Annotated in this window: 20 protein-coding genes and 1 riboswitch; of the genes, 5 read left to right on the forward strand and 15 right to left on the reverse strand. The window is 73.4% G+C overall.

The window, feature by feature from the left end; genetic code table 11:
• Positions 1 to 15 precede the first annotated feature (15 nt).
• Genes MTQ01_RS10880 through MTQ01_RS10890 form a run of 3 tightly spaced genes read right to left on the reverse strand, consistent with a single transcriptional unit; the run spans position 16 to position 3226 of the window.
• Positions 16 to 723 carry a response regulator gene (locus tag MTQ01_RS10880; RefSeq protein ID WP_374207688.1) on the reverse strand — a complete coding sequence of 236 codons (708 nt, stop codon included), beginning with the start codon at positions 721 to 723 and terminating at the stop codon, positions 16 to 18.
• Positions 720 to 1952: a histidine kinase gene (locus MTQ01_RS10885; RefSeq protein WP_247489005.1), complete on the reverse strand. Its 1233-nt coding sequence runs from the start codon at positions 1950 to 1952 to the stop codon at positions 720 to 722. Before MTQ01_RS10885 ends, MTQ01_RS10880 begins: the two co-directional genes overlap by 4 nt.
• Positions 1949 to 3226: a hypothetical protein gene (locus tag MTQ01_RS10890; RefSeq protein ID WP_247489007.1), complete on the reverse strand. Its 1278-nt coding sequence runs from the start codon at positions 3224 to 3226 to the stop codon at positions 1949 to 1951. The genes MTQ01_RS10885 and MTQ01_RS10890 overlap by 4 nt, the downstream gene beginning before the upstream one ends.
• Positions 3227 to 3598: 372 nt before the next feature.
• Here MTQ01_RS10890 and MTQ01_RS10895 point away from each other — a divergent pair, with 372 nt between their 5' ends.
• Positions 3599 to 5584 carry a PhoX family phosphatase gene (locus MTQ01_RS10895; protein ID WP_247489009.1) on the forward strand — a complete coding sequence of 662 codons (1986 nt, stop codon included), beginning with the start codon at positions 3599 to 3601 and terminating at the stop codon, positions 5582 to 5584.
• Positions 5585 to 5903: 319 nt separating this feature from the next.
• Positions 5904 to 7013, forward strand: a complete 1110-nt coding sequence (locus tag MTQ01_RS10900; protein WP_247489010.1) for an aminotransferase class V-fold PLP-dependent enzyme — start codon at positions 5904 to 5906, stop codon at positions 7011 to 7013.
• 271 nt (positions 7014 to 7284) lie between these two features.
• On the opposite strand, the gene thpD is transcribed toward MTQ01_RS10900, so the two are convergent.
• From thpD to ectA, 4 genes are all read right to left on the reverse strand, one after another.
• Positions 7285 to 8184, reverse strand: a complete 900-nt coding sequence (gene thpD, locus MTQ01_RS10905) for an ectoine hydroxylase (RefSeq protein WP_247489012.1) — start codon at positions 8182 to 8184, stop codon at positions 7285 to 7287.
• Between the two features lie 92 nt (positions 8185 to 8276).
• Positions 8277 to 8681 (reverse strand): ectoine synthase, encoded by a 405-nt coding sequence (locus MTQ01_RS10910; protein ID WP_211038833.1) that lies wholly within the window; start codon positions 8679 to 8681, stop codon positions 8277 to 8279.
• A 105-nt stretch (positions 8682 to 8786) separates the two neighbouring features.
• Positions 8787 to 10055, reverse strand: a complete 1269-nt coding sequence (gene ectB / locus MTQ01_RS10915; RefSeq protein ID WP_247489014.1) for a diaminobutyrate--2-oxoglutarate transaminase — start codon at positions 10053 to 10055, stop codon at positions 8787 to 8789.
• A 107-nt stretch (positions 10056 to 10162) separates the two neighbouring features.
• Positions 10163 to 10738, reverse strand: coding sequence for a diaminobutyrate acetyltransferase (gene ectA, locus MTQ01_RS10920; RefSeq protein ID WP_247489016.1), 576 nt, complete (start codon positions 10736 to 10738; stop codon positions 10163 to 10165).
• Between the two features lie 460 nt (positions 10739 to 11198).
• Between ectA and MTQ01_RS10925 the strand changes: the two genes are divergently transcribed.
• A complete protein-coding gene (locus MTQ01_RS10925; RefSeq protein ID WP_247489018.1) occupies positions 11199 to 12299 on the forward strand; it encodes an amidohydrolase family protein in 1101 nt (366 codons plus the stop codon).
• 352 nt (positions 12300 to 12651) lie between these two features.
• Positions 12652 to 13608: an SCO1860 family LAETG-anchored protein gene (locus MTQ01_RS10930; protein WP_247489020.1), complete on the forward strand. Its 957-nt coding sequence runs from the start codon at positions 12652 to 12654 to the stop codon at positions 13606 to 13608.
• Between the two features lie 152 nt (positions 13609 to 13760).
• On the opposite strand, the gene cobC is transcribed toward MTQ01_RS10930, so the two are convergent.
• The 8 genes from cobC to MTQ01_RS10970 all read right to left on the reverse strand — a co-directional run bounded on the left by cobC (position 13761) and on the right by MTQ01_RS10970 (position 24544).
• The gene (cobC, locus tag MTQ01_RS10935) at positions 13761 to 15371 is read right to left on the reverse strand and encodes an Rv2231c family pyridoxal phosphate-dependent protein CobC (RefSeq protein ID WP_374207689.1); all 1611 of its coding nucleotides are present in this window, start codon (positions 15369 to 15371) and stop codon (positions 13761 to 13763) included.
• Entirely contained in the window at positions 15368 to 16885 is a 1518-nt protein-coding gene (locus MTQ01_RS10940; RefSeq protein WP_247489022.1) for a cobyrinate a,c-diamide synthase, read from the reverse strand. Before MTQ01_RS10940 ends, cobC begins: the two co-directional genes overlap by 4 nt.
• Before the next feature lie 181 nt (positions 16886 to 17066).
• On the reverse strand, positions 17067 to 17663 hold the full coding sequence (gene cobO / locus MTQ01_RS10945; RefSeq protein ID WP_247489024.1) for a cob(I)yrinic acid a,c-diamide adenosyltransferase: 597 nt from the start codon (positions 17661 to 17663) through the stop codon (positions 17067 to 17069).
• Complete coding sequence (locus tag MTQ01_RS10950; protein ID WP_247489027.1) at positions 17663 to 19819, reverse strand: putative cobaltochelatase; 2157 nt, start codon at positions 19817 to 19819, stop codon at positions 17663 to 17665. Before MTQ01_RS10950 ends, cobO begins: the two co-directional genes overlap by 1 nt.
• Positions 19816 to 21336: a cobyric acid synthase gene (locus MTQ01_RS10955; protein WP_247489234.1), complete on the reverse strand. Its 1521-nt coding sequence runs from the start codon at positions 21334 to 21336 to the stop codon at positions 19816 to 19818. The genes MTQ01_RS10950 and MTQ01_RS10955 overlap by 4 nt, the downstream gene beginning before the upstream one ends.
• A gap of 125 nt (positions 21337 to 21461) precedes the next feature.
• Complete coding sequence (locus MTQ01_RS10960; RefSeq protein WP_247489028.1) at positions 21462 to 22433, reverse strand: cobalamin biosynthesis protein; 972 nt, start codon at positions 22431 to 22433, stop codon at positions 21462 to 21464.
• 150 nt (positions 22434 to 22583) lie between these two features.
• Positions 22584 to 22680, reverse strand: a riboswitch (cobalamin riboswitch).
• A 186-nt stretch (positions 22681 to 22866) separates the two neighbouring features.
• Positions 22867 to 23109 (reverse strand): hypothetical protein, encoded by a 243-nt coding sequence (locus MTQ01_RS10965; protein WP_247489030.1) that lies wholly within the window; start codon positions 23107 to 23109, stop codon positions 22867 to 22869.
• Positions 23110 to 23152: 43 nt separating this feature from the next.
• A complete protein-coding gene (locus MTQ01_RS10970) occupies positions 23153 to 24544 on the reverse strand; it encodes an inorganic phosphate transporter (RefSeq protein WP_247489032.1) in 1392 nt (463 codons plus the stop codon).
• Between the two features lie 305 nt (positions 24545 to 24849).
• Here MTQ01_RS10970 and MTQ01_RS10975 point away from each other — a divergent pair, with 305 nt between their 5' ends.
• Positions 24850 to 25536 (forward strand): class II aldolase/adducin family protein, encoded by a 687-nt coding sequence (locus MTQ01_RS10975; protein ID WP_247489034.1) that lies wholly within the window; start codon positions 24850 to 24852, stop codon positions 25534 to 25536.
• Positions 25537 to 25619 lie beyond the last annotated feature (83 nt).

Consider the following 25619-nt stretch of genomic DNA (forward strand, 5'->3'; position numbering starts at 1 on the left):
TACCCCGTACCGGTGTCAGTGCGGCCGGACGAAGCCCAGCTCGTAGGCGACGATGACCGCCTGGGTGCGGTCCCGCACCCGCAGCTTGGCCAGCACGGAGGCGACATGCGTTTTGACCGTCTCGGCGCCGAGCGTCAACTCGCCCGCTATCTCCGCGTTGTTCAGGCCGCGCGTCATCAACCGCAGGATCTGCGCCTCGCGTTCGGTGAGGCGTCCGGTGACCCGGTCCCGGGCGTTCGGCGGTGCGTGCCGGGCCGCCAGCGCGCGTACGGCGGCGGGGAAGAGGAGGCTGTCGCTTTCGGCGGCCATCCGTACGACGCGCACCAGTTCGTCCGCGGAGGAGCGCTTGAGCAGAAAGCCGTGGGCGCCCGCGCGCAGGGCGTCGTAGACGTACGAGTCGTTCTCGAAGGTGGTGACCACCAGTACGCGCGGGGGAGGGTCGACGGCGGCGAGCAGCTGCTCGGTCGCCGCGATGCCGTCCAGCCCGGGCATTCGCACATCCATCAGCACGAGGTCGGGGCGCAGCAGTGCGGCCAGGGACACCGCCTCGGTGCCGGTGCCGGCCTCGCCGACGATCTCCATGTCGGGCTCGCCGCCGAGGATCGCGGCGAGTGCGCCGCGCACCAGCTGCTCGTCGTCGGCCAGCACGATGCGCTTCGTGCCCGGGCGAGGAGGGTGCTCCCCCTCCGCCTCGGCGCCGGGTCCGCCGCCGACGCTGTTCACGGCCTGCCTCCCAGCGGCAGCCGGGCGGTCAGCCGCCAGCCGTCCCCGTACGGTGCGGACTCGGCGCTGCCGCCGAGGAGCCGCGCCCGTTCGGCGACTCCGGTCAGCCCGCGCCCGCCGGTCGGGCGTCCCCCTCGGGCGGGGCCGGGCAGCTCGTTGTCCATGGTGATCGTCAACTCCTCGCTGTCCGCGTGCAGTTCAAGAGTGGTCGGTGCGGGGCCGGCGTGCCGCAGCACGTTGTTCAGCCCTTCCTGGACGATCCGGTACGCCTCCCGGGAGACCTCGGCGGTGAGTCCGGCCGGGTGCGGATCGCCGCGCACGGTCAGCTCCACCCCGGCTGCCGCGGTGCTCTCCAGCAGCGACCCCAGCGCCTCCAGTCCGGGACTGCGGCGACCGTCCGCGCCCTCCCGCAGCACGCCCAGCACGGAGTCCAGCTCCTCCACCGCGCGGCGGCCGGTCTCCTCGACCGCGGCGAGTGCCCGCCGTACGAACTCCGGGTCCCGGTCGAGCACTCGCCGGGCGGCGCTCGCCTGGAGGGTCACGGCGCTGAGCGCATGTCCGACGGAGTCGTGCAGCTCGCGGGCGATGCGGTTGCTCTCCGCCAGCCGCTCGGCCCGTCGTTCGGCCTCCAGCAGTCGATCGGCAGGAGTGGGGCCCAGCAGCACGGGCGCAACCCCGCGCAGTAGCTTTCCGGCCAAGATCGCGAGAATGGGCAGCGCCACCCCGAGCAGCATTCCGGCGAGCGGTGCCAGCACCGGCGGTGCGGCTTCGAACACCTTCGTCCACGGCCAGTCGCGGCCCGCGTCACCGACGAACGGGAGCAGCAGCATCACCACGACCGCGGGCGGCACCGTCAGCGAGAGCGCGCCGACCAGCGCGCCGGTGGCGGTGTGCAGCACCAGCCACCCCGCGCTGCGCCGCCGCGCCGCCGCGGACTGCCCGGACGCGCTCGACAGCCGATCCGCGGGCACCTCCAGCAGCGCCTGGGCCGCCGCCGCCGACAGCGGCCGGACCGGGGCGAGCGAACCGATCGCCGCCACCACCGGCAGCGCCAGCGCGTACGCCGCGAACTGCGTGCGCGGATCGGTGAGATCGGCCCGCAGTGCGGTCCCCACCACCACCGAGGCCAGCAGGAACGGCGGCATGAACACAGCGCCGCCCAGCAGCAGATGGGCCCAGGAGCGGCCTGTCGCCCGTACTCCGCCGAGCCCCGGCCGCACCGCCGTCACGGCTGTCCGCGGGGGGACGGGGGCGCGGCGGGCGGAATCTCGCTGTGCGGGAAGCCGCTCGCGGGACAGCCGCTCGGCGGAAGGCCGTTCGCCGGAAGACTCCCCTCCGGAAGGCTGCTCTCCGGAGGGTCGGTGAGCAGCGGGCCCCCGGCCGACGAGCCGCTCGTGGGCGGGGCGGGCGTCGGCGGGGTGGCGGGCGTCGTCGGCAGGGTGGGCGTCGTCGGCGGGGCGGTCCGGACGGCGTTCGTCGGGTCGGTGGGCCGCGGCCGTGCGCGAGGTGCGTCCAGGTATCTTCCGGCGAGCCGCACGCTCGTCAGCAGTACGAGCACTCCCGAGGTCATCTGCGCAGAATAGGTGAACCACTGCACCGCGGTGGTGCCCTGTTCGCCGCCGTCCCGTCCGCCCACCGAGGCGAACGCCATCAGCAGCCACCAGCCGCCCCAGCTCGCCAGGGTGCTGCCACCGACCCACCCCAGCAGTACGGCGGTGCGCAGCCGCAGGTTCGGCAGCACCCGGAAGACCAGCGAGAGCAGAGCCGTGACGGCCGCGAGCGCGAAGAACGTGTGGCCGGCCTCGTTCAACCGGAGCCCGGCGTCCAGGCGTTGGGCGTACTCCTCCTCAAGCCCCCAGCCGGTGCCGGCCGCCCACAGCAGATGGACCGTCGCGGTCACCGCCGCGACGGCGACCGCCGCACCGGCCGGTACCCGCAGCAGCAGATCGCCCCGGGTCGAGGGCAGATCGCGCGCCCTGCCACGCACCAGATGGCCCCACCGGTCGCGCAGATACCCGATCAGCAGCACTCCGAGAGCCAGCCCCTGCACGGTGAAGCTGCCGTACACCACTTGGCTGACCCAGCCGTCGAGGAACGCCTGCGCCTCGGTGCCGCTGGTGCTGGGGCGGTCGGAGAACAGGGCGAGCAGCGTCTGCCCCGGCACCGCGGACATCATCGGAGCCAGCAGTCCGGTCGCGGCCCACAGCGGCAGCAGCAGCGGGGCGGCGGGCAGCCCCCGGCCCCAAGGACGCACCAGGGCGAGGGCGAGCAGGACGACGAGCGCGTCCATGACCAGGGTGAGGGCGTTGATCGCGAGGAGCATCGTGCCGTCGCCCTCCAGCAGCACGCTGTCCGCCGGGATGCCGGCCCGACTGCCGCCCAGCCAGAGCAGTTTGAGGCCGAGATAGGGCAGACAGCCGATGATCGCCAGCGCGCAGAACGCCTTGCGCACCCTGCCCACCGGTCGCGGGGGCCTCCTGAGGAGAAGAGTCGTGGAAGTCATGCGCTCAGCGTGGCCGGGCGACTGCGGCGGGCACGTCCTGCGGAGGTCCGAACCGGATCCCCCGGGCGGGGGAGCGCGTCCTGCGACCGGTGCGGGGGTGCGTTCCGGTGCGTCTGCGGCGCCGTGCGACGAGGGTTTCGGCGACTCCTGGGTGAACGCCGGGAGAACTCCCGGAAAACTGGCCGGAAGTGATCGAGTTGGGCGCCGCGCTCGATCGCCGGAGGGAACAGGGGCGTCCAAGGGGTGTCGCACCGCCGCCACCGGCACCTAACATCCGATCCTCGTCAACGCCCGGTTCATCGGCACGGGGCACCGCAATCCTCGTGGAGGGTGCGCCGAACGCTCTGATTCCACGATCAGTGAGGACGGAACATGTCTGAAAAACGCCCTGTCTTCCCCGAGTTCGACCCCGACGAGGTGAGCTCGAACCCCTCGGACAACCGGTCGTTCGGGGACGTCGTGGCGACTCGCCTCAGCCGCCGCGCGGCGCTGGCTGGCGGTACGGCAGCAGCCGCCGCCTTCGTCATGGCCGGCGGTTCCGCACAGGCGGCTCCCCGGCGCGGACCGGCAGCCGGTGAGGAGTCCGCGGCAGCGCCCGCGGCCGAGAGCGATCGGCACGGGCTGCTCGGCTTCCGTCAGGTCGAGACCCACGACCGGGACGAACTCGTCGTCCCCGAGGGCTACCGCGTACAGGTGCTGATCCCCTGGGGCACCCCGATCCAGCCGGACGGCCCGCGCTGGCTCAAGGACGCCTCCAACTCCGCCGCCGACCAGGAGCAGCAGGTCGGCATGCACCACGACGGCATGCACTACTTCCCGCTCGGCCGGGGCCACCACCGCGGCGGCGACCGGCACGGCAAGGGCAACGAGCGCGGGCTGCTGGTCCTCAACCACGAGTACATCGACCAGCAGATCCTCTTCGCCGACGGCGACGAGGAGATGACCGCCGAGAAGGTCGACAAAGCTCTCGCGGCCCAGGGCGTGAGCATCGTGGAGGTGGCCCGGGGCAAGGACGGCCAGTGGCAGCGCGTGAAGTCCCGCTACGCGCGCAAGGTGCACGGCAACACCCCGGTGACCTTCTCCGGCCCGGTCACCGAGAAGCACCCCGCGCTGCAGGCCGGCAACCGGCCGATGGGCACGCTCAACAACTGCTCCATGGGCGTCACCCCGTGGGGGACCTACCTCGCCTGCGAGGAGAACTTCAACTCCTACTTCGGCACCGAGGACCCCGACTGGGAGCCGGACACCCTGCAGAAGCGCTACGGCGTGGACAACGTCGGGTTCGGCTACAACTGGCACACGGCCAGCGAGCGTTGGGACGTCGCCACCAACCCCGGCGAGGTGAACCGTTTCGGCTGGATCACCGAGATCGACCCGAAGGACCCGCGCCAGACGCCGGTCAAGCGCACCGCGCTCGGCCGCTTCAAGCGCGAGGGCTGCATGGTCACCGAGGCGCGCGGCCGGTTCGTCGGCTACTCCGGCGACGACCAGGACGGCGACTACGTCTACAAGTTCGTCGGCGACCGCCCCTGGCGCGAGCACCGCAGGGCGGGCCGCAGCCCGCTCGACCACGGCCGCCTCTACGTCGCCCGCTACAACGACGACGGCAGCGGCGACTGGCTGCCCCTGGTGCACGGCGAGGGCGAGCTGACCACCGACAACGGCTGGAAGGACCAGGCGGACGTACTGATCCGGACCAGGGAGGCGGCCGACGCCGTCGGCGCGACCAGGATGGACCGCCCCGAGTGGCTGGCGGTCAACCCGAAGAACAAGGACGTCTACGTCTCGCTGACCAACGGCAGCGGCTGGGACAGCGCCGTCACCCCGCGCGACCCCAACCCGTACGGCCACATCGTGCGCTGGCGCGAGAAGGGCGGCGACAACACCGCCACCAGCTTCCACTGGGACATCTTCGTCCTGGCCGGCGACCCGGCCTACGACGACAGCGTGAAGCTCGGCGACAACCTCTTCGGCTCGCCCGACGGCCTGTGGTTCGACGCCGACGGGCGGCTGTGGATCCAGACCGACGTCTCCAACTCCTCGCAGAACCTGCCGGAGAAGGGGTACGACAACATCGGCAACAACGCCATGCTCGCCGCCGACCCCAGGACGCGGGAGATCCGGCGGTTCCTCGTCGGCCCGCGCGGCGCCGAGATCACCGGCGTGATCACCACGCCCGACCAGCGGACGATGTTCGTCAACGTCCAGCACCCGGGCGAGGCGACCGAGGCGTGGGGCGAACCCACCCCGCAGAACCCGCGGGACGTCAGCAACTGGCCGGACTTCGACCCCGAGGGTCGTCCGCGCTCGGCAACCCTGGTGATCACCCGGGAGGACGGCGGCCGGATCGGCGCCTGAACCAGGCGCCCGGCCCGCCCGTACGTCCCGCCGCGCACGGTCGTACGGAGCGCGCCGCACGGTCGTACGGAGCGCGCCGCACGGTCGTACGGAGCGCGCCGCACGGTCGTACGGAGCGCGCCGCACGGTCGTACGGAGCGCACGGCGCCGTCGTACGGAACGCACCGCGCCGTCGTGCGGAGTGCACCCGAGCGGACCCGAATCCGCCGTGCGGAGTGCGCCGCGCACCGCCGCCGAGCTGCGCCGATAAGGCCGGCTTGGCGGCGGTCAAGGCCGAGCGCCGATGGACAACCCCAGGGCCCGGACGCACAGTTGGACGATGGACCCCACGCAGACTCCGTCCCTCGTGCACGCTTCGACGAACGAGCTGGTCGCCGCCGAGTTCGGTGCCGGGACCGCAGACCGGACCGGCGGCGCCGTGCGCTATCTCAACACCGCCTCCCAGGGGCTGCTGCCCGAGCGCTCGGCCGCGGTGCTGCGCACCGCGGTGTCCGAGATGACGGCCGGCACTTTGGACATGGTCCGCTGCTTCGAGCAGGTCGACGCCGCCCGCGCCTCCTTCGCCGCCCTGGCGGGCGTGGCCGCGGAGCAGGTCGCGGTCGGCACCTCGGTCGCGGTGCACGTCGGGCTGGTCGCCGCCTCGCTGCCGCCCGGCTCCCGGGTCCTCACGGTCGAGGGCGACTTCGCCTCGGTGGTCAACCCCTTCGCCGTCCGGGACGATCTGCACGTGCGCGCCGTACCGCTGGCGGAGCTCGCGGACACGGTCACCGCGGACACCGACCTGGTCGCGTTCAGCGCCGTCCAGTCCGCCGACGGACGGATCGCCGACCTGGACGGCGTGCGTGCGGCCGCTCGCAGGCACGGCTGCCGGACCCTCGTGGACGCCACCCAGGCCGCCGGCTGGCTCCCGCTCGACCTCGGCCGTTTCGACTACGCGGTCTGCGGCGCGTACAAGTGGCTGCTCTGTCCCCGGGGCACGTCCTTCCTGGTCGTCACGGACGAGAGCGGTCCGCTGCTTGCGCTGCACGCGAGTTGGGTGGCGGGCGAGAGCCCCTGGGAGATGTGCTACGGCCCCGTGCCGCGGCCGGCGCCGGGCGCGCGCCGCTACGACGAGCCGGTGCCGTTCCTGCCCTATCTCGCGGCTGCCGAGTCGTTGCGGCTGTTGGCGGGCATCGGTGTGGACCGCGTCGCGGCGCACAACACGGGGCTCGCCGCTCGCTTCCGCGCCGCGGCCTCCGGCGCCGGTCTCGCGGTGGTGCCCGGCGACTCGGCGATCGTCTCGCTGCCGGGGCTGGGGGAGGAGGGGCGCGCCCGCGCCGCCCGGGCGGGTGTGGGGGTCTCGGTGCGCGCCGGCGACCTGCGCGCCGCCTTCCACCTCTACAACACCGAGGCGGACGCGGACGCCCTGCTGCGCGCACTCACCGCCTGAACACCCCGCCCGCCGGGCCGACCAACGCCTGCCCGAGCCGGGCGACCAACGCCTGCCCGAGCCGGGCGACCAACGCCTGCCCGAGCCGGGCCGAGCACCGCCCGCCTGCGCCGGGCGCGACCACCCCTCGGCCTCGCGCCGGGCGCACCGCAGCCCGGCCGACCCCGGACACACCTGGGCGCCGCCCGCTCTGACGCGTACGGGCGGCGCCCAGCCGATCCATCGGAGCGTCTCCGCGACGGGGGTGCCCGCCCCGAAGGCTCCGCCGACCTCAGCGCACGGGCTGGAAGTCGCGGGCCCCGATGTAGTCCGGCCTGCCCCTGGGGGCGGCGAACGGTTCCACGGCGGCGTTCTCCACGCTGTTGAACACGATGAAGACGTTGCTCCGCGGATAGGGAGTGATGTTGTCACCCGAGCCGTGCATGCAGTTGCAGTCGAACCAGGTGGCCGACCCCGCCGCGCCGGTGAACAGCTGGATCCCGTGGTCTGCGGAGAAGCGGCTGAGCATCTCGTCGGACGGGATGCCGGCGTCCTGCATCTGGAGTGACTTCTTGTAGTTGTCCTTCGGGGTCTCCCCGGCACAGCCGAGGAATGTCCGGTGCGATCCCGGCATGATCATCAAGCCGCCGTTGGTCGCGAGGTTCTCGGTGAGCGCGATCGACACCGAGACGGTCCGCATGTTCGGCAGACCGTCCTCCGCGTGCCAGGTTTCGAAGTCGGAGTGCCAGTAGAAGCCCTTGGCTCCGAATCCGGGCTTGACGTTGATGCGGGACTGGTGGACGTAGACGTCCGAGCCCAGGATCTGCCGAGCCCGTCCGACGACCCGGGGGTCGCGCACGAGTCCGGCGAAGATCTCGCTGAGTTTGTGCACCTCGAACACGGACCGAATCTCCTGAGAGGCCGGCTCCACGATGGAGCGCGGATTCTTTCGGATCTCCGGGTCCGAGATGAGCCTTTCCAGTTCGCCGCGATAGACCGACACCTCGTCAGGGGTGATCAGCCGGTCGATCGCGAGGAACCCGTCCCGCTCGTAGTCCGCCAGGTCCTGGGACTCGATGGGCCCAGGTGTGCCCTGTGGGGACCACACCACCGGGTCCTGCCGCTCGATCGCCACCTCGGTGGCTCCGCGCGTCGGGTAGAGGTCGATGGTGCGCTCGGGTGCGAGGGTCATGAGGTTGCCTTCCTCTCCTCTCGTTACGGTCCTTTTCTCTCGTCGGTCGGTCTGCGGTCAGCCGGATCGGCCGTTGCGGCCCGGCTGTCGTCTCAGCTGTCGTCGTCCTCGGTGAGCAGCGGGTACACGCCGTTCTCGTCGTGGTCCTCGCGGCCGGTGACCGGGGGGTTGAAGACGCAGATGACACGGAAGTCGGTCTTCGGGCGCACGGTGTGCTTCTCGTGGCCGTTGAGCAGGTACATCGTGCCCGGGCTGATCCAGTGGGTCTCACCCGTCTCGTCGTTGGTCAGCTCCGCCTCGCCCTCGACGCAGAGCACGGCCTCGATGTGGTTGGCGTACCACATCGACGTCTCGGTGCCGGCGTAGAGAGTCGTCTCGTGCAACGAGAAACCGACCCGCTCCTTGGCCAGCACGATGCGCTTGCTGCGCCAGGTGCCCGATGCGGAGCGAACATCACGGTCGGTGCCTTCGATTTCCTGGAAAGAACGAACGATCACGGTGCTGGTGCCCTTCTGTTGAGTTCTCAGATCCTGCCTGCCCAGTACAGCAGTGGATAAAAGCCCCGGCCCGCCCCAGTACGGGACGGGCCGGGGCACAGTGGGTCAAACGGTCTCACGGATGGCGCGCGAAAGGATGCGAAGCCCCTCGTCGAGCTCCTCCGCGCTGATGGTCAGCGCCGGCAGCAGCTTGACTACCTCGCTCTCCGGGCCCGAGGTCTCCACCAGGAGCCCGAGCTCGAAGGCGCGCTTGGCGACCTTCCCGGCCGTCGGCTTGTCGCGCATCTCCAGACCCCACACCAGACCCCGGCCGCGGTACTCGACCGTGGCGTCCGGGTGCTCGGCGCGGATGGCTCTGAAGGTCTCCTCGATCTGCTCGCCCCGGGCACGGGTCTGCTTCTCCGTCTGGCCGTCCGCCCAGTACGTCTCCAGGGCGGCGGTCGCGGTGACGAAGGCCGGGTTGTTGCCGCGGAAGGTGCCGTTGTGCTCGCCCGGCTCCCAGATGTCCAGCTCGGGCTTGAACATCGTCAGCGACATCGGCAGGCCGTAGCCGCTGATGGACTTGGAGACCGTGACGATGTCCGGGACGATCCCGGCCTCCTCGAAGGAGAAGAAGGCGCCGGTGCGTCCGCAGCCCATCTGGATGTCGTCGACGATCAGCAGCATGTCGTAGCGCTCGCACAGGTCGGCCAGCGCACGCAGCCACTCGGCACGTGCGACGTTGATGCCGCCCTCGCCCTGGACCGTCTCGACGATGACCGCCGCCGGCTGGTTCAGGCCGGAGCCCGAGTCCTCCAGCAGACGCTCGAACCAGATGAAGTCCGGGGTCTGGCCGTTGAGGTAGTCGTCGAAGGGCATCGGGGTGCCGTGCACCAGCGGGATGCCGGCGCCGGCGCGCTTGAACGCGTTGCCGGTCACGGCCAGCGAGCCCAGCGACATGCCGTGGAAGGCGTTGGTGAAGGAGACGATCGACTCGCGGCCCTTGACCTTGCGCGCGAGCTTCAGCGCGGCCTCGACCGCGTTGGTGCCGGTCGGGCCGGGGAACATGACCTTGTACGGCAGGTCGCGCGGGCGCAGGATCAGGTTCTGGAAGGTCTCCAGGAAGGCCCGCTTGGCCACGGTGGACATGTCCAGTCCGTGGGTGACGCCGTCGCGCTCGATGTAGTCGATCAGGGCGCGTTTGAGAACCGGGTTGTTGTGGCCGTAGTTCAGCGACCCCGCGCCGGCGAAGAAGTCGAGGTAGGCGTGGCCGTCCTCGTCGTACATGTAGCTGCCCTGGGCGCGATCGAAGATCGTCGGCCAGCCACGGCAGTAGCCACGAACCTCCGACTCCAGGGTCTCGAAGACACTCAGGTCCGGCTGGGTGATGGTCACAGGAACTCCTGGGAGTGAGTCGCGGGAGGGAAGAAAGTCTCTGGTTCGAGCCCGGGCAGGCCCGCGGTCGCGGCCGGCTGCGGGAGCCGGCCGTGGGGGTGGGCCGGTCAGTGCTCCGCGCGCAGAAGCCGCGGAATCGGACCTATCCGGTAGAGCACCTCGGGCTCGTGGCCCTCGTCCGGGAAGGCCGTGCCGTCGAACAGCACCTCGCGCTCCACGTCGGCGCCGTGGCGTTCGGCGAAGGACGTGAACAGTCGGTTGGAGGGGGCGTTGTCGGGGGTCACGGTGGTTTCCAGGTGGTCGATGCCGAACTCGTCGGCGACCCGTGCCGTCAGACCGTCGAGCATCGCACCGGCGAGACCGCGTCCGCGCTGCGAGCCGTCCACGGCGACCTGCCAGATCAGCAGGGTCCGCTCGTGCCGGGGCCGTACGAAGCCGGTGATGAAGCCGACCGGCTCCCCGTCCCCGTCGCGCGCCACGACCGAGGTGGCGCCGAAGTCCCGACACCACAGCAGATAGCTGTAGGAGGAGTTGAGGTCGAGCACCTGTGAGTCGCGGGCGATGCGCCAAAACGCAGCGCCGTCCTCGACCCGGGGAGTGTCGAGCTTCAGTCCTTCCGGGATTTCCAGTACTTCGCGTACGTCGCTGCGGGCACCTGCAAGGTCTGCTTGTGCGGGGGTCATGTTCATTAAATTTACCGAGGAGAATCCGAAATTGCATCGCGGATCAGGGTTACGCAGAAGCGCAGGATGTGTTATCGCGCGAACCCGCGAACAGCGGGCGCGAGGCCGCGGAATTGGCCGGTTTGTCATGGATAAAACGGGCCAAGCGGACGAAATGTTGGATGCGTCACAGTCGCGTAACGCTGTGGAGACCCCTCCGAATTGCAGTGGCGTAGCTCGCAAAACCAGTGCGTTTGGGCTTGGGAGCGCCGGGCAGGAGAGAGTCGGTGACTAAGATCGCGATTTCGAATCCGAACGCATCGTAGCGGATTCCATGAGTGGCGCGAGTGACTTTTCGGGATTACTGTCCGCGGTTGTTCCGCTGCTGTTCCTTGGCAGAACGGCCCGCGATCAGTTGTCGAACGAGCGGTGAAGAGCCGTCGATCGCATTCGGATCGGGGCACGGATTAGTGTGCGGCACATGAGCGACAGCGCGGTGCTGCACATCAAAGGCCGGGTCCTGGTGGGCCCCGAGGACGTCCGGGACGAGCTGTGGGTGCGCGAGGGCCGCATCACCTTCGAACGGCCGCCTCGCACCGCGGACACCACCGCACTGGCCGGATGGGTGCTGCCCGGTCTCGTCGACGCCCACTGCCACATCGGACTGGACGCCGGCGGCGCGGTCGACCGCGCCACCAGCCGGGCTCAGGCGCTCACCGACCGCGACGCCGGAACGCTGCTGGTGCGCGACGCCGGCTCGCCCGCCGACACCCGCTGGATCGACGACGAGCAGGGCCTGCCCCGCATCGTCAGAGCGGGGCGCCACCTCGCCAGGCCGCGCCGCTACCTGCGCAACTTCGCCCACGAGATCGAGCCCGAGGAGCTCGCCCCCAGGGTCGCGCAGGAGGCCAGGCGCGGCGACGGCTGGGTCAAGCTCGTCGGCGACTGGATCGACCGGGAGCAGGGCGACCTCGCCCCGTGCTGGCCGCGCTGGGCGCTGGAGGAGGCCGTCGCCGCCGCCCACCGGGAAGGCGCCCGGCTGACCGCGCACTGCTTCGCCGAGAGTTCGCTGCGCGATCTGGTCGAGGCCGGCGCGGACTGCGTGGAGCACGCCACCGGACTGACCGAGGACCTCATTCCGCTCTTCGTCGAACGCGGCACCGCCGTCGTGCCGACCCTGGTCAACATCGCCACGTTCCCGCGCCTGGCCGAGGGCGGACGGGCCCGGTTCCCGCGCTGGGCGGCCCACATGGACCGGCTCCACGAACGCCGCCACGACACCGTACGAGCGGCGTACGAGGCCGGAATCCCGATCTACGTCGGCACCGACGCGGGCGGCACCATCGCGCACGGCCGGGTCGTCGACGAGGTGGCCGAGCTGGTGCGCGCCGGCATCCCGGCGGTCGACGCGCTCTCGGCCGCCGCCTGGGCGGCCCGCCGGTGGCTCGGGCATCCCGGGCTGGAGGAGGGCGCGCCCGCCGATCTGCTGGTCTGCGACTCCGACCCCCGGGCGGACGTCCGGGCGCTGGCGGGGCCGCGCACTGTGGTGCTCCGCGGCCGAGTGGTCTCGACGACGCGCTGACGCCCCGTGCGGCGCCGTGAGCCCGTGCGGCGCCGTGAGCCCGTGCGGCGAACGCGCCGGGGTGGCGGAGTGCCCGCCCGCGCACTGCCGTGCTCTCCACGACGCCGGGGTGCGTCGGCGCGGAGTCCCGGCGCGGGCCCGGCGGTGCGCAACTGCCGCCGGAGCGGGGCCGGGTGGGGCCGAGGGGTGTTCGCGCATCCGTACGGTGTGACCCCGTCCGGGTGAAGCCGTGGCGCGCGGCTGACGCGACACGCGTGGGACGTCAACGATGGCGTCGTCCCGTCACCGGTGCGCGTGAAGTCCCCTGCCAGGCGCGTCGGTGGCCTCCAACCCCTGTGGGAGTTCCACCACCGTGTCCAAAGCCGCATTCACTCTGCTCACCGCCACCGCCCTGCTCGCTTCCTCCGCCGTTCCCGCCTCGGCGACCGACAGCGGCGCGGACCCCGGCCGGGCGAGCGCCTCGGTGCTCCGCGCCGGTCTGGACGTCGGTCTGCTCAACAAGACCGTGCACGTACCGCTGAGCCTGACCCTCAACGAGGTGACGGTGCCCGGCGGCGGCCGGGAGAAGGCCGATCAGACCGCGCTCACCGCACACCTGGACGGCGTCGACAAGGGCCGCCCGTTCAGCGTGCTCAGGGCCGATGTGGCGCGTACGACGGCCTCCGTCGACAAGAAGTCCGCGCAGGCGGAGGTCGAGCTGCTCAACACGCGGGTGCACGTGCCCGGTCTGCCGCTCCTCTCGCTCATCGAGGTGGACGCCGTCACCGCGCGTGCGCACTGCGCGGTGGACGGCCGGCCCGTCGCCGAGGCGAACCCGCTGACCACCGTCAAGCTGCTCGGCCGGCGCACGACGCTCAGCTCCTCCGGCCCGACCCACCTCAGGGTGCCCGGGGTGGGCGAGGTGAAGCTCGAGCTGGCCCGTACCGAGACCACCAGCCGAACCGCGGCCGCGAGCGCCCTGGACCTGTCGGTCTCCGTCAACCCGCTGAACCTCAACGTGGCCGAGGTCGAGGGCCGGGTCACGCTCGCGGAGGCGAGCTGCCGGACCCCGCGCGCGGCGAAGGAGGTCACCACCGAGGAGAAGCCCGAGACGCCCGAGAAGCAGACTCCCGAGCAGAAGGAGGGCGCCGCCCCGCAGACCGAGCGGCGCGCCACCGAGCAGACATCGGCCGAGCGCAGGGACGACGAGGAGTCCCCGCGCCTCGCGGCCACCGGCGGCGATTCGCGCACCCCCTACCTGCTGGGCTCCGCGGTCGCGCTCTTCGCCATCGGCGGCACCCTGCTCCTGGCCAGGCGCCGCCGGGCCTGAGCCCGCCCGAGAGACCCGGGCGTCCGGCCGGGGGAGCGGCGGGGCCGCACTCGGGCGGCGGCGTTGCCGCGCGGGGCGGAACCGCGTACGTGCGGTGGGTGTGCCGCGCCGGTGGCAGAGCGGGCCTCCTCGCTCTGCCACCGGCGCGCGGCTCATCCCTCCCGCGCCTCCAGCTCGGCGAGGGCGTGCAGGAGCCGGTCACTGGTCGCCGGATCGCGCACCGCCAGGCGCAGCCACTCCCTGCCCAGCCCGGGGAAAGTGTCCGCACGGCGTACGGCGAAGCCGCGTTCGCGCAGCAGGGCACGCAGCCGGGGCGCGTCGGGGTGGTGCACCAGGACGAACGGCGCCCGCGCCGCCACCCGCGCCGGCCGCAACCGGGTCAACCCGCCCAGCCCGCGCAGCAGATGCTCCCGGTGTGCCGCCGTCGTACGAGCTGCCGCCTCGGCCTCCGCGAGCGCCTCGGGGGTGCTGCACGCCTGCGCCGCGACCAGCGCGGGGCTGGAGACCGGCCACAACGGCTGCCCGGTGCCGAGCAGTTCGACGGTCCGCGGATCGGAGAGCACATAGCCGATGCGCAGTCCGGCCAGCCCCCAGGTCTTTGTCAGGCTCCGGAGCACGACGAGCCGTCCCGGCAGCCGGCCGAGCAGGGGCACCAGCGACTCGGCCTCGCCCGGCACGGCGTCGATGAAGGCCTCGTCGACGACCAGCGTCCGCCCGGGGGCGGCGAGTCGGGCGAGCTCGGCGGCCGGGTGCAGCACCGAGGTGGGGTTGGTCGGATTGCCGACCACCACCAGATCGGCGTCCTCGGGCACCGGTACGGCGCCGAGCCGGAAGCCGTCGTGCTCCCTCAGCAGCACCCGGGACACCGGTGTGCCCGCATCCCGCAGCGCGGCCTCGGGCTCGGTGAACTGCGGGTGCACCACCGCCGCCCGACGCGCCCGCAGCGTACGGGCGAGCAGGACGAACGCCTCGGCGGCGCCCGCGGTCAGCAGCACCTGCTCCTGCGCGAGCCCGTGCCGTCGCGCCACCGCACGACGGGCCGCCCGGCCGTCGGGGTAGGCGGCCAGCCCGGCCAGCGAGGCGGTCAGCCGCTCCACCAGCCACGCCGGGGGCGTACCACTGCGCACGTTGACGGCGAGATCGGTGAGCCCCGAGCCCCCGAGCGCCGAGCCGCCCGAGCCTCCGCTTCCCGAGCCGTCGGAGTCCTCGTCCCCGGAACTCTCGGGGCCCCGGGCGCCTTCGGTGCCACCGTGCGGTCCGGCCGGGGAGCTCCGCACCTCGGCGTCGCCGTGGTGGCGCAGCAGGGCGGCGGGGGCGCGCTGCGCCACGGCGCAGGTGGCCGTCGAGGGCCGGCCCGCGGGCGCCGACTTCCGCTTGGGGACGAGCAGTTCGGCCGCGTCGCCGTACGGTTCGCCCGCGCCGAGCAGCGCGGCCGCCTCGGCGACGCTCGGAGTGCCGAGCGCGGTGTCCGTCGTGGCGGAGGGGTGCGGCACCTCCACCGTCGCCAGCGTCCGGACCGGGTAGCAGCGCAGCGGTACGCCCAACTCCTCGGCCGCCGCCAGGATTCCGGGCTCCCGCGCCCGCAGCTCGGCGGTCGCCAGCGCCCGCACCCGCCGCTCGGTGATCCCGGCGCCCGCCAGGGTCTGCCGGACCAGCCCGATGATCTCGGCCGGGTCGGCGTCCCGGCAGCAGCCCACCCCGACGACGCAGCCGTCGAGGTCCTCGGTCCCGGCCGCGTCGCCGGCCCGGTGGCCGCCGCTCACCGTGCGGCCCGGTGGGCCGCGGCACGGGCGACCAGCCGCCCCGCGAGTTCCGGATGCGCGGCCCAGTGCAGATGCAGATACGAGGCGTGCAGCCGCTCGTCGGCGAAGCCCTCGGTGCGTCGCGGCGGGCCGAGCACGCCCCAGGCGGGCGGGTCGCCGGCGGCGGGCGCGGTGGCCGTGCGGTGGAACTCGTGGCCGCGGACCCGGGTGCCCGCGGCGGCCAGCACGTTGTCCGCCACCGCGACCGCCTCGCGGTAGCCGAGGGTGAGCCGGTCGGTCATGGTGGCGGTGAGGTCCAGCAGCCCGCACATGGGCCGTCCGTCCAACTCCCGTCCCAGGTAGAGCAGTCCCGCGCACTCCGCGGCGATCGGCCCGCGGAAGGCGGCCACCTCGCGGGCGAGGGGTTCGTTGGCGGCCAGCTCGTCGGCGTACACCTCGGGGAAGCCGCCGCCGATGACCAGCGCGTCCGCGCCCTCGGGCAGCCGCTCCTCGTGCAGCGGGTCGAAGGTGACCACCTGCGCCCCGGCGGCGTGCAGCAGTTCGGTGTGCTCGGCGTAGGAGAAGGTGAACGCCGCGCCTCCCGCCACCGCCACCACCGGCCGTCCCGCGGGCGCTCCTTCCACCCCCGCGGGCCAGTCCTCCGCGGCCTCGCCCGACGCGGCGCCGTTCTTCCTCGCGGGCCCGTCCTCCTCCGCGCGCGGGTCCTCCTGGGGATGCCGGCCGGCCGCGGACCGTACCGCCCCGGTGGCGCTCCACGGCTGCTGCGGGAGCGGGGGAGCGCTGTGTGCGAGCGCCAACAGCGCCTGGAGATCCACACCTCGGGCCACCCGGTCGGCCAGTTCTGCCACCGCCTCGACCGCCTCCCGGCGCCGCTCCGCGACCGGTACGAGCCCCAGGTGCCGGGCCGGGGTGCGTACCGGATCGGCGCGGTGGAGCACTCCGACCACCGGGATGCCGACCGCCTCCATCGCCTCCCGCAGCAGCTCCTCGTGGCGTGCGGACCCGACCTTGTTGAGGATGACGCCGGCGATGCGCACCTCCGGGTCCCAGGAGACGAAACCGTGCACCAGCGCCGCCACCGACCGCGACTGCGAGGAGGCGTCGACCACCAGCACCACGGGCGCGCGCAGCACCTTGGCGGCCTGCGCCGTCGAGGCTTCCTCGCCGCGTCCGGCAGCGCCGTCGTAGAGCCCCATCACGCCCTCGATCACCGCCAGATCGGCTCCGGCGGCGCCGTGCAGCAGCAGCGGCGCCAGCAGCTGGGAACCGCACAGGAACGCGTCCAGATTGCGTCCGGGGCGCCCCGGGGACCCTGCCGGGGAGCGCCCGGCCCCGTCGCGGGCGCCCGAGACCGCGAGCGCGTGGTAACCGGGATCGATGTAGTCCGGGCCGACCTTGTGCGGGGACACATCGAGGCCCGCGCGGGCGAAGGCGACCATCAGCCCGGTGGCCACGGTCGTCTTCCCCGAGCCGGACGCGGGCGCGGCGACGACCAGCCGCGGCAGCCGGGTCATCGCCCGCTCCCGGGGCACTGGGCGGTGTGGTGCATGGTGGCGCTCTCCTGATCGACGTGCCGAGGTGTCGGGTGCTGTACGGAAGGGGGCGCCGGCGGCGGACCGGCGTACGGGCGACCGGGCCCCGGCCCGTCGCGAGGGCCGGCGACGCACCGAGGGCTTCGCGGCGGGGCCGGCGGCCTCACCACTCGATGCCGCGCTGGCCTTTCTGGCCGTCGTCCATCGGGTGGCGCACCTTGCCCATCTCGGTGACCAGATCGGCGGCTTGGATCAGCTCCGCCGGCGCACCGCGGCCGGTGATCACCACGTGCTGGGTGCCCGGCCGCTCCCGCAGCACCTCGACGACCTCGGCGGTGTCCACCCAGCCCCAGCGCAGCGGGTACGCGAACTCGTCGAGCACGTACAGCCGATGGGTCTGGGCCGCGAGGTCGCGTTTGACCTGCTCCCAACCCTCGCGGGCGGCCTCCTCGTTGGAGGTCGGATCGCGCTGGACCCAGGACCAGCCCTCGCCCATCTTGTGCCAGGCGACCGTGCCGCCCTCGCCGCTGGCGCCCAGCACCCGCAGCGCGCGCTCCTCGCCGACCTTCCACTTCGCCGACTTCACGAACTGGAACACCCCGATCGGCCAGCCCTGGTTCCACGCCCGCAGCGCCAGACCGAAGGCCGCTGTCGACTTGCCCTTGCCGTCGCCGGTGTGCACGGCGACCAGCGGACGGTTGCGCCGCTGTCGGGTGGTGAGGCCGTCGTCCGGCACCACACTCGGCTGTCCCTTCGGCATCACGCCGCCTTTCGTACGTCCCTGACCAGCGCGGACACGGTGTCCGCGCGGAGTTCGTCCAAGGTGACCGCGGTGCTGCGCAGCTCGCGGGCGAGCGTCTGTGCCATGCCCAGACGGACCGGGCCCCGCTCGCAGTCGACGACCACGCTCGCCGTACCGTCCGCAGCCAGCAGCCGTGCCGCGCGGTGTGCGCGCGCGACCGGCTCGACCCCGCTGGTGGCCCGGCCGTCGGTGACGGTCACCAGCAGCGGACGGCGGGACGGGTCGCGCAGCCGCTCGACCCGCAGCACCTCCCGGGCCCGGAGCAGACCGGCCGCCAGCGGGGTGCGTCCGCCGGTGGAGAGCTGCGCCAGCCGTGCCGCCGCCGCGTCCACCGAGGAGGTGGGCGGCAGCACCAGCTCCGCGTCGGAGCGGCGAAAGGTGACCATGCCGACCTTGTCCCGGCGCTGGTAAGCGTCGAGCAGCAGCGACAGCACCGCGCCCTTGACCGCGCTCATCCGTTTGCGGGCCGCCATCGAGCCGGAGGCGTCCACCAGGAACAGCACCAGATTGGACTCGCGGCCCTCCCGGACGGTCTCCCGCAGATCCTCGCGCCGCACCACAAGTCCGTTGCCCCGCCTGCCTCTTGCCCGCTGGTGCGGGGCTGCGGCCTGCACCGTGGCCGACAGGTGCAGCCGGCTCAGCCGGCCCCGGGGCTGCCGGGCGCCGGTGGTCCGGCCGTGCACCGTACGGGCTCGCGAGCGCCGGCCCGCCGCTCCCTCGCCGATACCGGGCACGGAGAGCGTTCGGGCCTTGAACGGGTCGTCGGCGGCCACCGGCGCGGCCTCCGCGGGCCCGCCCGGCGCCTCGCCGCCGGAACCGGCCGGCGCGTCGGCGGGAGCGCGGCCCAAATCGTCGGGCGTACGCTCCCCGCCGTCCGGCTGCTCGGGCACGCTCGGCTCGCCACCGGCCTCGGGCGGCCCGCTCTCCGGCCCGGGATCGGTCGGGGCACCGCCACCGCCGCCGCCGGGCGGCCCGTCGGGGTCGTCGTCCGGGTCCTCGTCCCGCTGCCCGTCCGCCTCCCCTCCGCCGGGACCCTCCGGCGGGGTGTCCTCCGGTTCGCGGTGCTCCTCGAGGGTGCGGTCGAGCTTCTCCTCGTCCAGACCGGGCGCGTCGAAGGGGTTGCGCCGTCGGCGGTGCGGCAGCGCCAGCAGCGCCGCCTGCCGTACGTCCTGCGCCTCCACCTCGGTGCGGCCCGCCCACGCGGCCAGCGCCGTCGCGGTGCGCGCCATCACGATGTCGGCCCGCATCCCGTCCACCTCGAAGGCCGCGCAGGTCGCGGCGATCTGGCGCAGCGCGGCGTCGCCGAGCACCACCTCGGGCAGCAGCTTCCGCGCGTCCGCGATGCGTCGGCGCAGCGCCTTCTCCTCGTCGGTGAACCGCTCGGCGAACGCCCGCGGATCGGCGTCGAAGGCAAGCCGCCGCCGTACGACCTCAACCCGTTCGTCGGTGTCGCGGGACGCCGCGACCTCCACGGTCAGCCCGAACCGGTCCAGCAACTGCGGGCGCAACTCGCCCTCTTCTGGGTTCATGGTGCCCACCAGCAGGAACCGTGCCGCGTGCCGCACCGAGACGCCCTCGCGCTCGACGTGCGAGGCGCCCATCGCGGCGGCGTCCAGCAGCAGGTCGACCAGATGGTCGTGGAGCAGGTTGACCTCGTCGACGTAGAGCACACCGCGGTGCGCCTCCGCCAGCAGGCCCGGCTCGAACGCCTTCACGCCCTCGGCCAGGGCCCGTTCGATGTCCAGGGCGCCGACGAGCCGGTCCTCCGAGGCACCGACCGGCAGCTCCACCATGCGCGCCGCCCGCACCGCCCCCGCACCGACGGCGCCCCCGGCCGCTCCGGCGGACGCGGCGGTGCCGTGCGGTACGGCGGCGAGGTCGGGGCAGCGCGGGTCGGGCGCGGCCGGGTCGCAGGAGAAGCGGCAGCCCTCGACGACCGGCACCGCGGGCATCAGCGCCGCCAACGCGCGTACCGCGGTGGACTTGGCGGTGCCCTTCTCGCCGCGCACCAGTACGCCGCCGACAGCCGGGGACACGGCGTTCAGCAGCAGTCCGAGCCGGAGGTCGTCCATCCCGACGATCGCGGTGAAGGGGTAGGGCGTGTGGGTGCTCATTCAGGTGCTCCCGGCGGTAGGAACGGCAGGCCCTTCGGCGGGCCGTCTTCGATGAGCCGCAGCAGGGCGGCGGTGTCTGCGTGTTCTTCGATCAGATCGCCGAGCCGGTCCAACTGCTCCTCGCGCAGCCGGCCGAAATCGGTGTCGGGCGCGGGTGCGAAGCTCCGCCCGCTCTCGGCCGCCACCTCGCGCAGCAGCGCGCGGCGGTAGTCGTCGTTCTCCAGCGAGCCGTGCCAGTGGGTGCCGCGCACCGGCCCCACCCGGCAGCCGTCCAGCGGCTGTCCGGAGAAGTCCTCGAACAGCGGCTGCCCGCCGAGGACTTCGGCGACGCCGTGGTGGATCTCGTAACCCTCCACCCGGGCGCCCAGCGCGGTGCCGACCGGCCGCGCCAGCGTCTTCTCGCGGTGGAACCGCACCCGTACGGGCAGCAGCCCCAGGCCCGCCACGGATCCGGCCCGCGACTCCACCTCGTCCTCGATGTGCTCGCCCAGCAGCTGGTACCCGCCGCAGATGCCGAGCACCGGACGGCCCTGCGCCGCGCGCCGGGCCAACTCACGGTCCAGGCCGCGCTCCCGCAGCCGGCGCAGTGCCCCCACCGTGCCGCGGGTGCCCGGCACGACGACCAGATCGGCGTCGGCCAGCTCCTCCGGCCGGTCCGCGAAGCGCAGCACCACCCCGGGCTCGGCGGCCAGCGCGTCCACATCGGTGAAGTTGGACATCAGCGGCACCCGCAGCACCGACACCCGCAGCACCTCACGGCCGTACGGCGGCGCGGTGCTCGCCTCGCGCGCGTGCTCGCGCAGCGAGAGGCCGAGCCCGTCCTCCTCGTCGATGCCCAGGCCCCGGCGGTGCGGGAGCACGCCGTAGAAGGCGCGACCGGTCACCGAGCGCAGCATCCGCAGGCCCGGCTCCAGCAGCGAGAGGTCGCCGCGGAACTTGTTCACCAGATAGCCGGCCAGGAGCGCCTGGTCCTCGGCGGCGAGCAGCGCCGTCGTGCCGAAGAACGAGGCGAACACCCCGCCGCGGTCGATGTCGCCGACCACCAGGACCGGCAGCGAAGCGGCCCGGGCCAGGCCCATGTTCACCAGATCGCCCCGACGCAGGTTGATCTCGGTCGGGCTGCCGGCCCCCTCGCAGATCACCGCGTCGTGAGTGCGCCGCAGCTCGGTCAGGCACTCGGTGACGGTGCCCAGCAGCCGCTCCCGGCGCTCCAAGTGGTAGCCGCGTGCGCTGAGTTCGCCCACCGGCCGGCCGAGCAGTACGACCTGGCTGGTGCTCTCGCCGCCGGGCTTGAGCAGTACCGGGTTCATCAGCGCGGACGGCTCCACGCCCGCCGCGGCGGCCTGCATCGCCTGGGCGCGTCCGATCTCCGCGCCGTCCCGGGTGACGAAGGAGTTGAGCGACATGTTCTGCGCCTTGAACGGCGCCACCCGCAGTCCCTTGCGCGCCAGCCATCGGCAGATCCCGGCGGTGACGACGCTCTTGCCGGCGTCGGAGGTCGTACCCGCGACCAGCAGCCCACCGCCGAGAGCCCCGCCCCGCGCCGGACCGCTTCCCGCCGGACCGCTGCCCGCGGTGCCGCTGCCCGTCGTACCGCCGGCCGGGTCGGTGGGTGCCGAACCGCCGTGTGCCGAGGGGGAGTTCACGACCCCACCCCCCGGTGCGCCGCGGCCCGCGCGCTCCGGGAGCGCAGCGCCCGCCGGGCTCCCGCGCCGCCCAGGGCGAGCAGCAGCGCGGCGTGGCCGACCCGCCGGGAGAGCGCCACCGCGCGGGCGATGTCGGCCACCTCCGGCGGGCGGCCCCCGGGGTTGAGGACCGCGCGGTGCTCGACGCGCCCGCGGTACGCCAGCGTGCCGCCGAGCCGTACGCCCAGCGCACCGGCGAACGCCGCCTCCACCACCCCCGCGTTCGGACTCGGGTGGGCGGCCGCGTCCAGTCGCCAACTGCGCAGCGCGGCACGGTGGTCGGGGCCGAGCACCGCGGCGAGCGCGGCGGTCAGCCGTGCTCCGGGCCGGCCGACCGCGTCGTCCAGCCGGGCCGAGGCCCAGCCGAACCGCAGATGCCGCGGCGAGCGGTGGCCGACCATCGCGTCCAGCGTGTTCGCCGCGCGGAAGGCGGCCATCCCGGGCACTCCGGCCACCGCGCCCCACAGCAGCGCGCCGACGACCGCGTCCGAGGTGTTCTCGGCGACCGACTCCACGACCGCGCGGGCGATCCCGTCGGCGTCCAGGCACTGGGGGTCGCGTCCGCACAGCCGGGGCAGCCGTTCGCGTGCCGCCGCCAGTTCGCCTTCCTCCAGGCACCGGGCGAGCGACTGCGCCTCCCGTGCCAGCGAGGCGCCGCCGAGTACCGACCACGTCGTCGCCGCGGCGAGCGCCGTGGCGGCGGACGGCGAGCGCCGTGCGGTCCGCAGGAGCCCCGCGCCCGCCGCGACCGTGCCGCCGACGCACAGCGCGGTGTACAGCGCGCCGGCGGCTCTGCTGTCGCGCCACAGCAACTGCTCCAGGCGGCCCGCCAGTTGACCGAAACCCGCCACCGGGTGGAAACGCGCGGGGTCACCGAGAGCCGCGTCTGCCAGGTACCCCAGCGCGATGCCGAGCGGAGCGGCCGTCACCCGCGGAGCCTCAACCACCGCAGGCGGTTCGGCCCGTGTCGAGCGGGGGCAGTGCGTGCGCCGCAGCGGCGCGGGGCGCAGGGGAAGCGCGCATCACGGGGTGTCCTCACTCAGGGTCCGCGCCCTGGATCGACGTCGTCGACGGTGAGAGTCGTCTGGCTCCCGAGGCGAACGCCCCCTCCCCGTCGGGGAGTCGGCCTGCCTCGGTGACAGTGGCGGGACCGCGCCGGATTCTCACCGGTCTTCCCTCTCTGCCGCCGCTTGGCTTTCGGCAGTCCACCACGCGCCGCCGAGGGCGTCAACTCGCCCCTGACCTGCGGTGAGTGGCCTCATGTGCAGGGCAACGAGCAGTCCCGGCAGGGGGAGAACACGGGCGAGCCCGCCGTGCACGGAGCACGGCGGGCTCGCCCGTTTGTCCGGAACGTGTCCGGGTTCAGGCCGCGATGATGTAGATCCCGTACGCCACGGCCGCCGCGCAGACGGCGAAGCACAGGTAGGCGCCGGCCCTGGCCACCGCGGTGCCTCCGCCGGCGGGGGCGGAACCGCCCTCCGCGGTGCCGGAGCGGCCGGCCCCGGAGGTGCCGAGGATGCCGAGGGTGAAGATGCCGACGAGTGCCACGGTCGCCAGCAGGCTGACGCCGAATACCTGGCCGAGGGCGGCCCAGTCGATGTTCATCGTCCTGTGTCCTTCGCGGGGGTGCGGGGGCGGATGCCCGGGGTCACGGCAGCAGTCCGGCGGGTCGTTGCGGCTTCTCCTCGGTCACGGGCCGCTCCGCGTTCTGCGGACCTGCCGCGCCGGGGCCGTCCGCCGTGTCCTTGGAGTCGGCGTCCGCGGCGTCCGTGCTCGGCGTCCGGCTCCCGTTGTCCGGACCGCCCTCCGCGGCGGGCGCGGTGCGGGCGTCGGCCTGCTCGGCGCTGAGCTGCGCCGGGATGGTGGCCTGGGCCGGCGGCGGGGCGACGGACTGCATGGCGGTGGTGACGACGCCGGGCTCCTCGGGAGCGATCGGGTCGACGTCGTTGACGTTGGTGTGGTCCACGACCTCGCGGCGGGAGGCCAGGTAGATGCCTCCGGAGATCACCACGAGGAGCACGGCGACCACCGTCACGCCCCAGTCGCCCTGGTCGGCGATGACCGCGGAGATCGCGGCGATACCGCCGGCGGCCGGCAGCGTCATGGCCCAGCCGGTGAACATCCGGGTCGCGGTCGACCAGCGCACCACACCGCCCTTGCGGCCCAGGCCGGAGCCCATGACCGCGCCGGAGCAGACGTGGGTGGTGGAGAGCGAGAACCCGATGTGCGAGGAGGCGAGGATCGTCGCGGCGGCGCTGGTCTGGGCCGCGAAGCCCTGGGGCGGCCTGATGTCGGTGAGGCCCTTGCCCATGGTGCGGATGATGCGCCAGCCGCCGAGGTAGGTGCCGAGCGCGATCGCGACACCGGCCGAGGTGATGACCCACAGCGGCGGGTCGGCGTCGGCGCCGAGCGCTCCGCCGGAGATCAGCGCCAGGGTGATGACACCCATCGTCTTCTGCGCGTCGTTGGTGCCGTGCGCCAGGGAGACCAGCGCGGCCGAGGTGATCTGCCCCGCGCGGTAGCCCTTGGCGGTCTGCTTCTCGTCGGCGTTGCGCGCCAGTCGGTAGGTCAGCCTGGTCGCCAGGGTCGCGGCGATTCCGGCGACCAGCGGAGCGGCCAGTGCCGGGATCAGGACCTTCATGACGACGACGTCGCCGTTGACCGCGCCCATGCCCACCGAGGCGAGCGTGGCACCGATCAGGCCGCCCAGCAGGGCGTGCGAGGAGCTCGACGGCAGTCCGGCGAGCCAGGTCAGCAGGTTCCAGATGATCGCGCCGACCAGACCGGCGAAGATCACTTCGGGTTTGATGCCCGCGCCCTCGTCGATGATGCCGGAGGAGATGGTCTTGGCCACCTCGACGGAGAGGAAGGCGCCGACCAGGTTGAGGACGGCGGACATCGCCACAGCTGCTTTGGGCTTCATGGCCCCGGTGGAGATGGTGGTGGCCATCGCGTTGGCCGTGTCGTGGAAGCCGTTCGTAAAGTCGAACACCAAGGCCGTGACGATCACGATCCCGATGAGAAGCGTGATGTGTTCCATTCACCCGGCAATCAGTTCGGCGGTCAAAGCTGGCTCGGTGAACGTAGGGACGCCGAGTGAACGGAAGATGAACTGGGGCGGGCGGTCGGGTGTCGCGGGGCGGCGACACCTGTGAGGGCTCTTCCCGCACCCCTCGACAGCCCCTGGTGCCCGCCCTTTTCCCGCCCGTGACGAGGCTTCGGGGAGATCCGCGTCACGTACTGCGCCAACGTCGTCGACCCCTTGCCGCCGCGGACCGCGGCCGGCGCCGGGGCGACCGTCAACAGACCGGCCCCACGGGGCCGTTCGGAAACGAGAGGCGATCCATGGATGAACCCGCGGCGAACTCGACGACCCCGCCGGCGGCCTGGCAGGAGGGCTGGCGGCAGGTGGTCGAGACCGCTCGGCGAACGGTCCGCGACGGCCTCGTCGTGGGCACCTCCGGCAACGTCTCGCTCCGCGTGGGCGACGCCGTGCTGGTCACGCCGAGCGCGGTGCCCTACGACCGGCTCGGTCCGCACGACCTGTGCGCCGTCGACCTCGACGGCCGCCGTCTGGCGGGCGGCCTGCGGCCGACCAGCGAGCTGCCGCTCCATCTGGCCGTGCACCGGGTGAGGCCGTCCGCCGCAGTGGTGCACACACATGCGCTGCACGCCACCGCCGTCTCCACGCTCGTCGACGAACTCCCCGCCGTGCACTACCAGTTGGCGACTCTCGGCGGTCCCGTCCGGGTCGCCCCGTACGCCCGTTACGGCAGTGCGGAGCTCGCCGCGGCCGCCCTCGCGGCACTGGAGGACCGACAGGCGTGCCTGCTGCGCAACCACGGCACCGTGGTCCTCGGCGACGATCTGGACCAGGCGTTCGAGCGCACCGCGCAGCTGGAGTGGATGTGCCGGCTGTGGCTGACCGCGCACTCGGTGCCCGGTCTCACGCCCAGCCTCCTGTCGGCCGCCGAACTCGCCGACGCCGCCGAGCCCCTGCGCGACTACCGCCCGCGGCCCGCGGCACCCTGAACCGTCCCGACCGCCCCGGAGTTCACCCGCGCCCCGTCCGCCGCACCGGCACCGGCCTCCCGTCACTCCGCCGCCGCGACCCA

It is taken from the genome of Streptomyces sp. XM4193 (genome assembly GCF_023072595.1).
Taxonomy (GTDB): Bacteria; Actinomycetota; Actinomycetes; order Streptomycetales; family Streptomycetaceae; genus Streptomyces.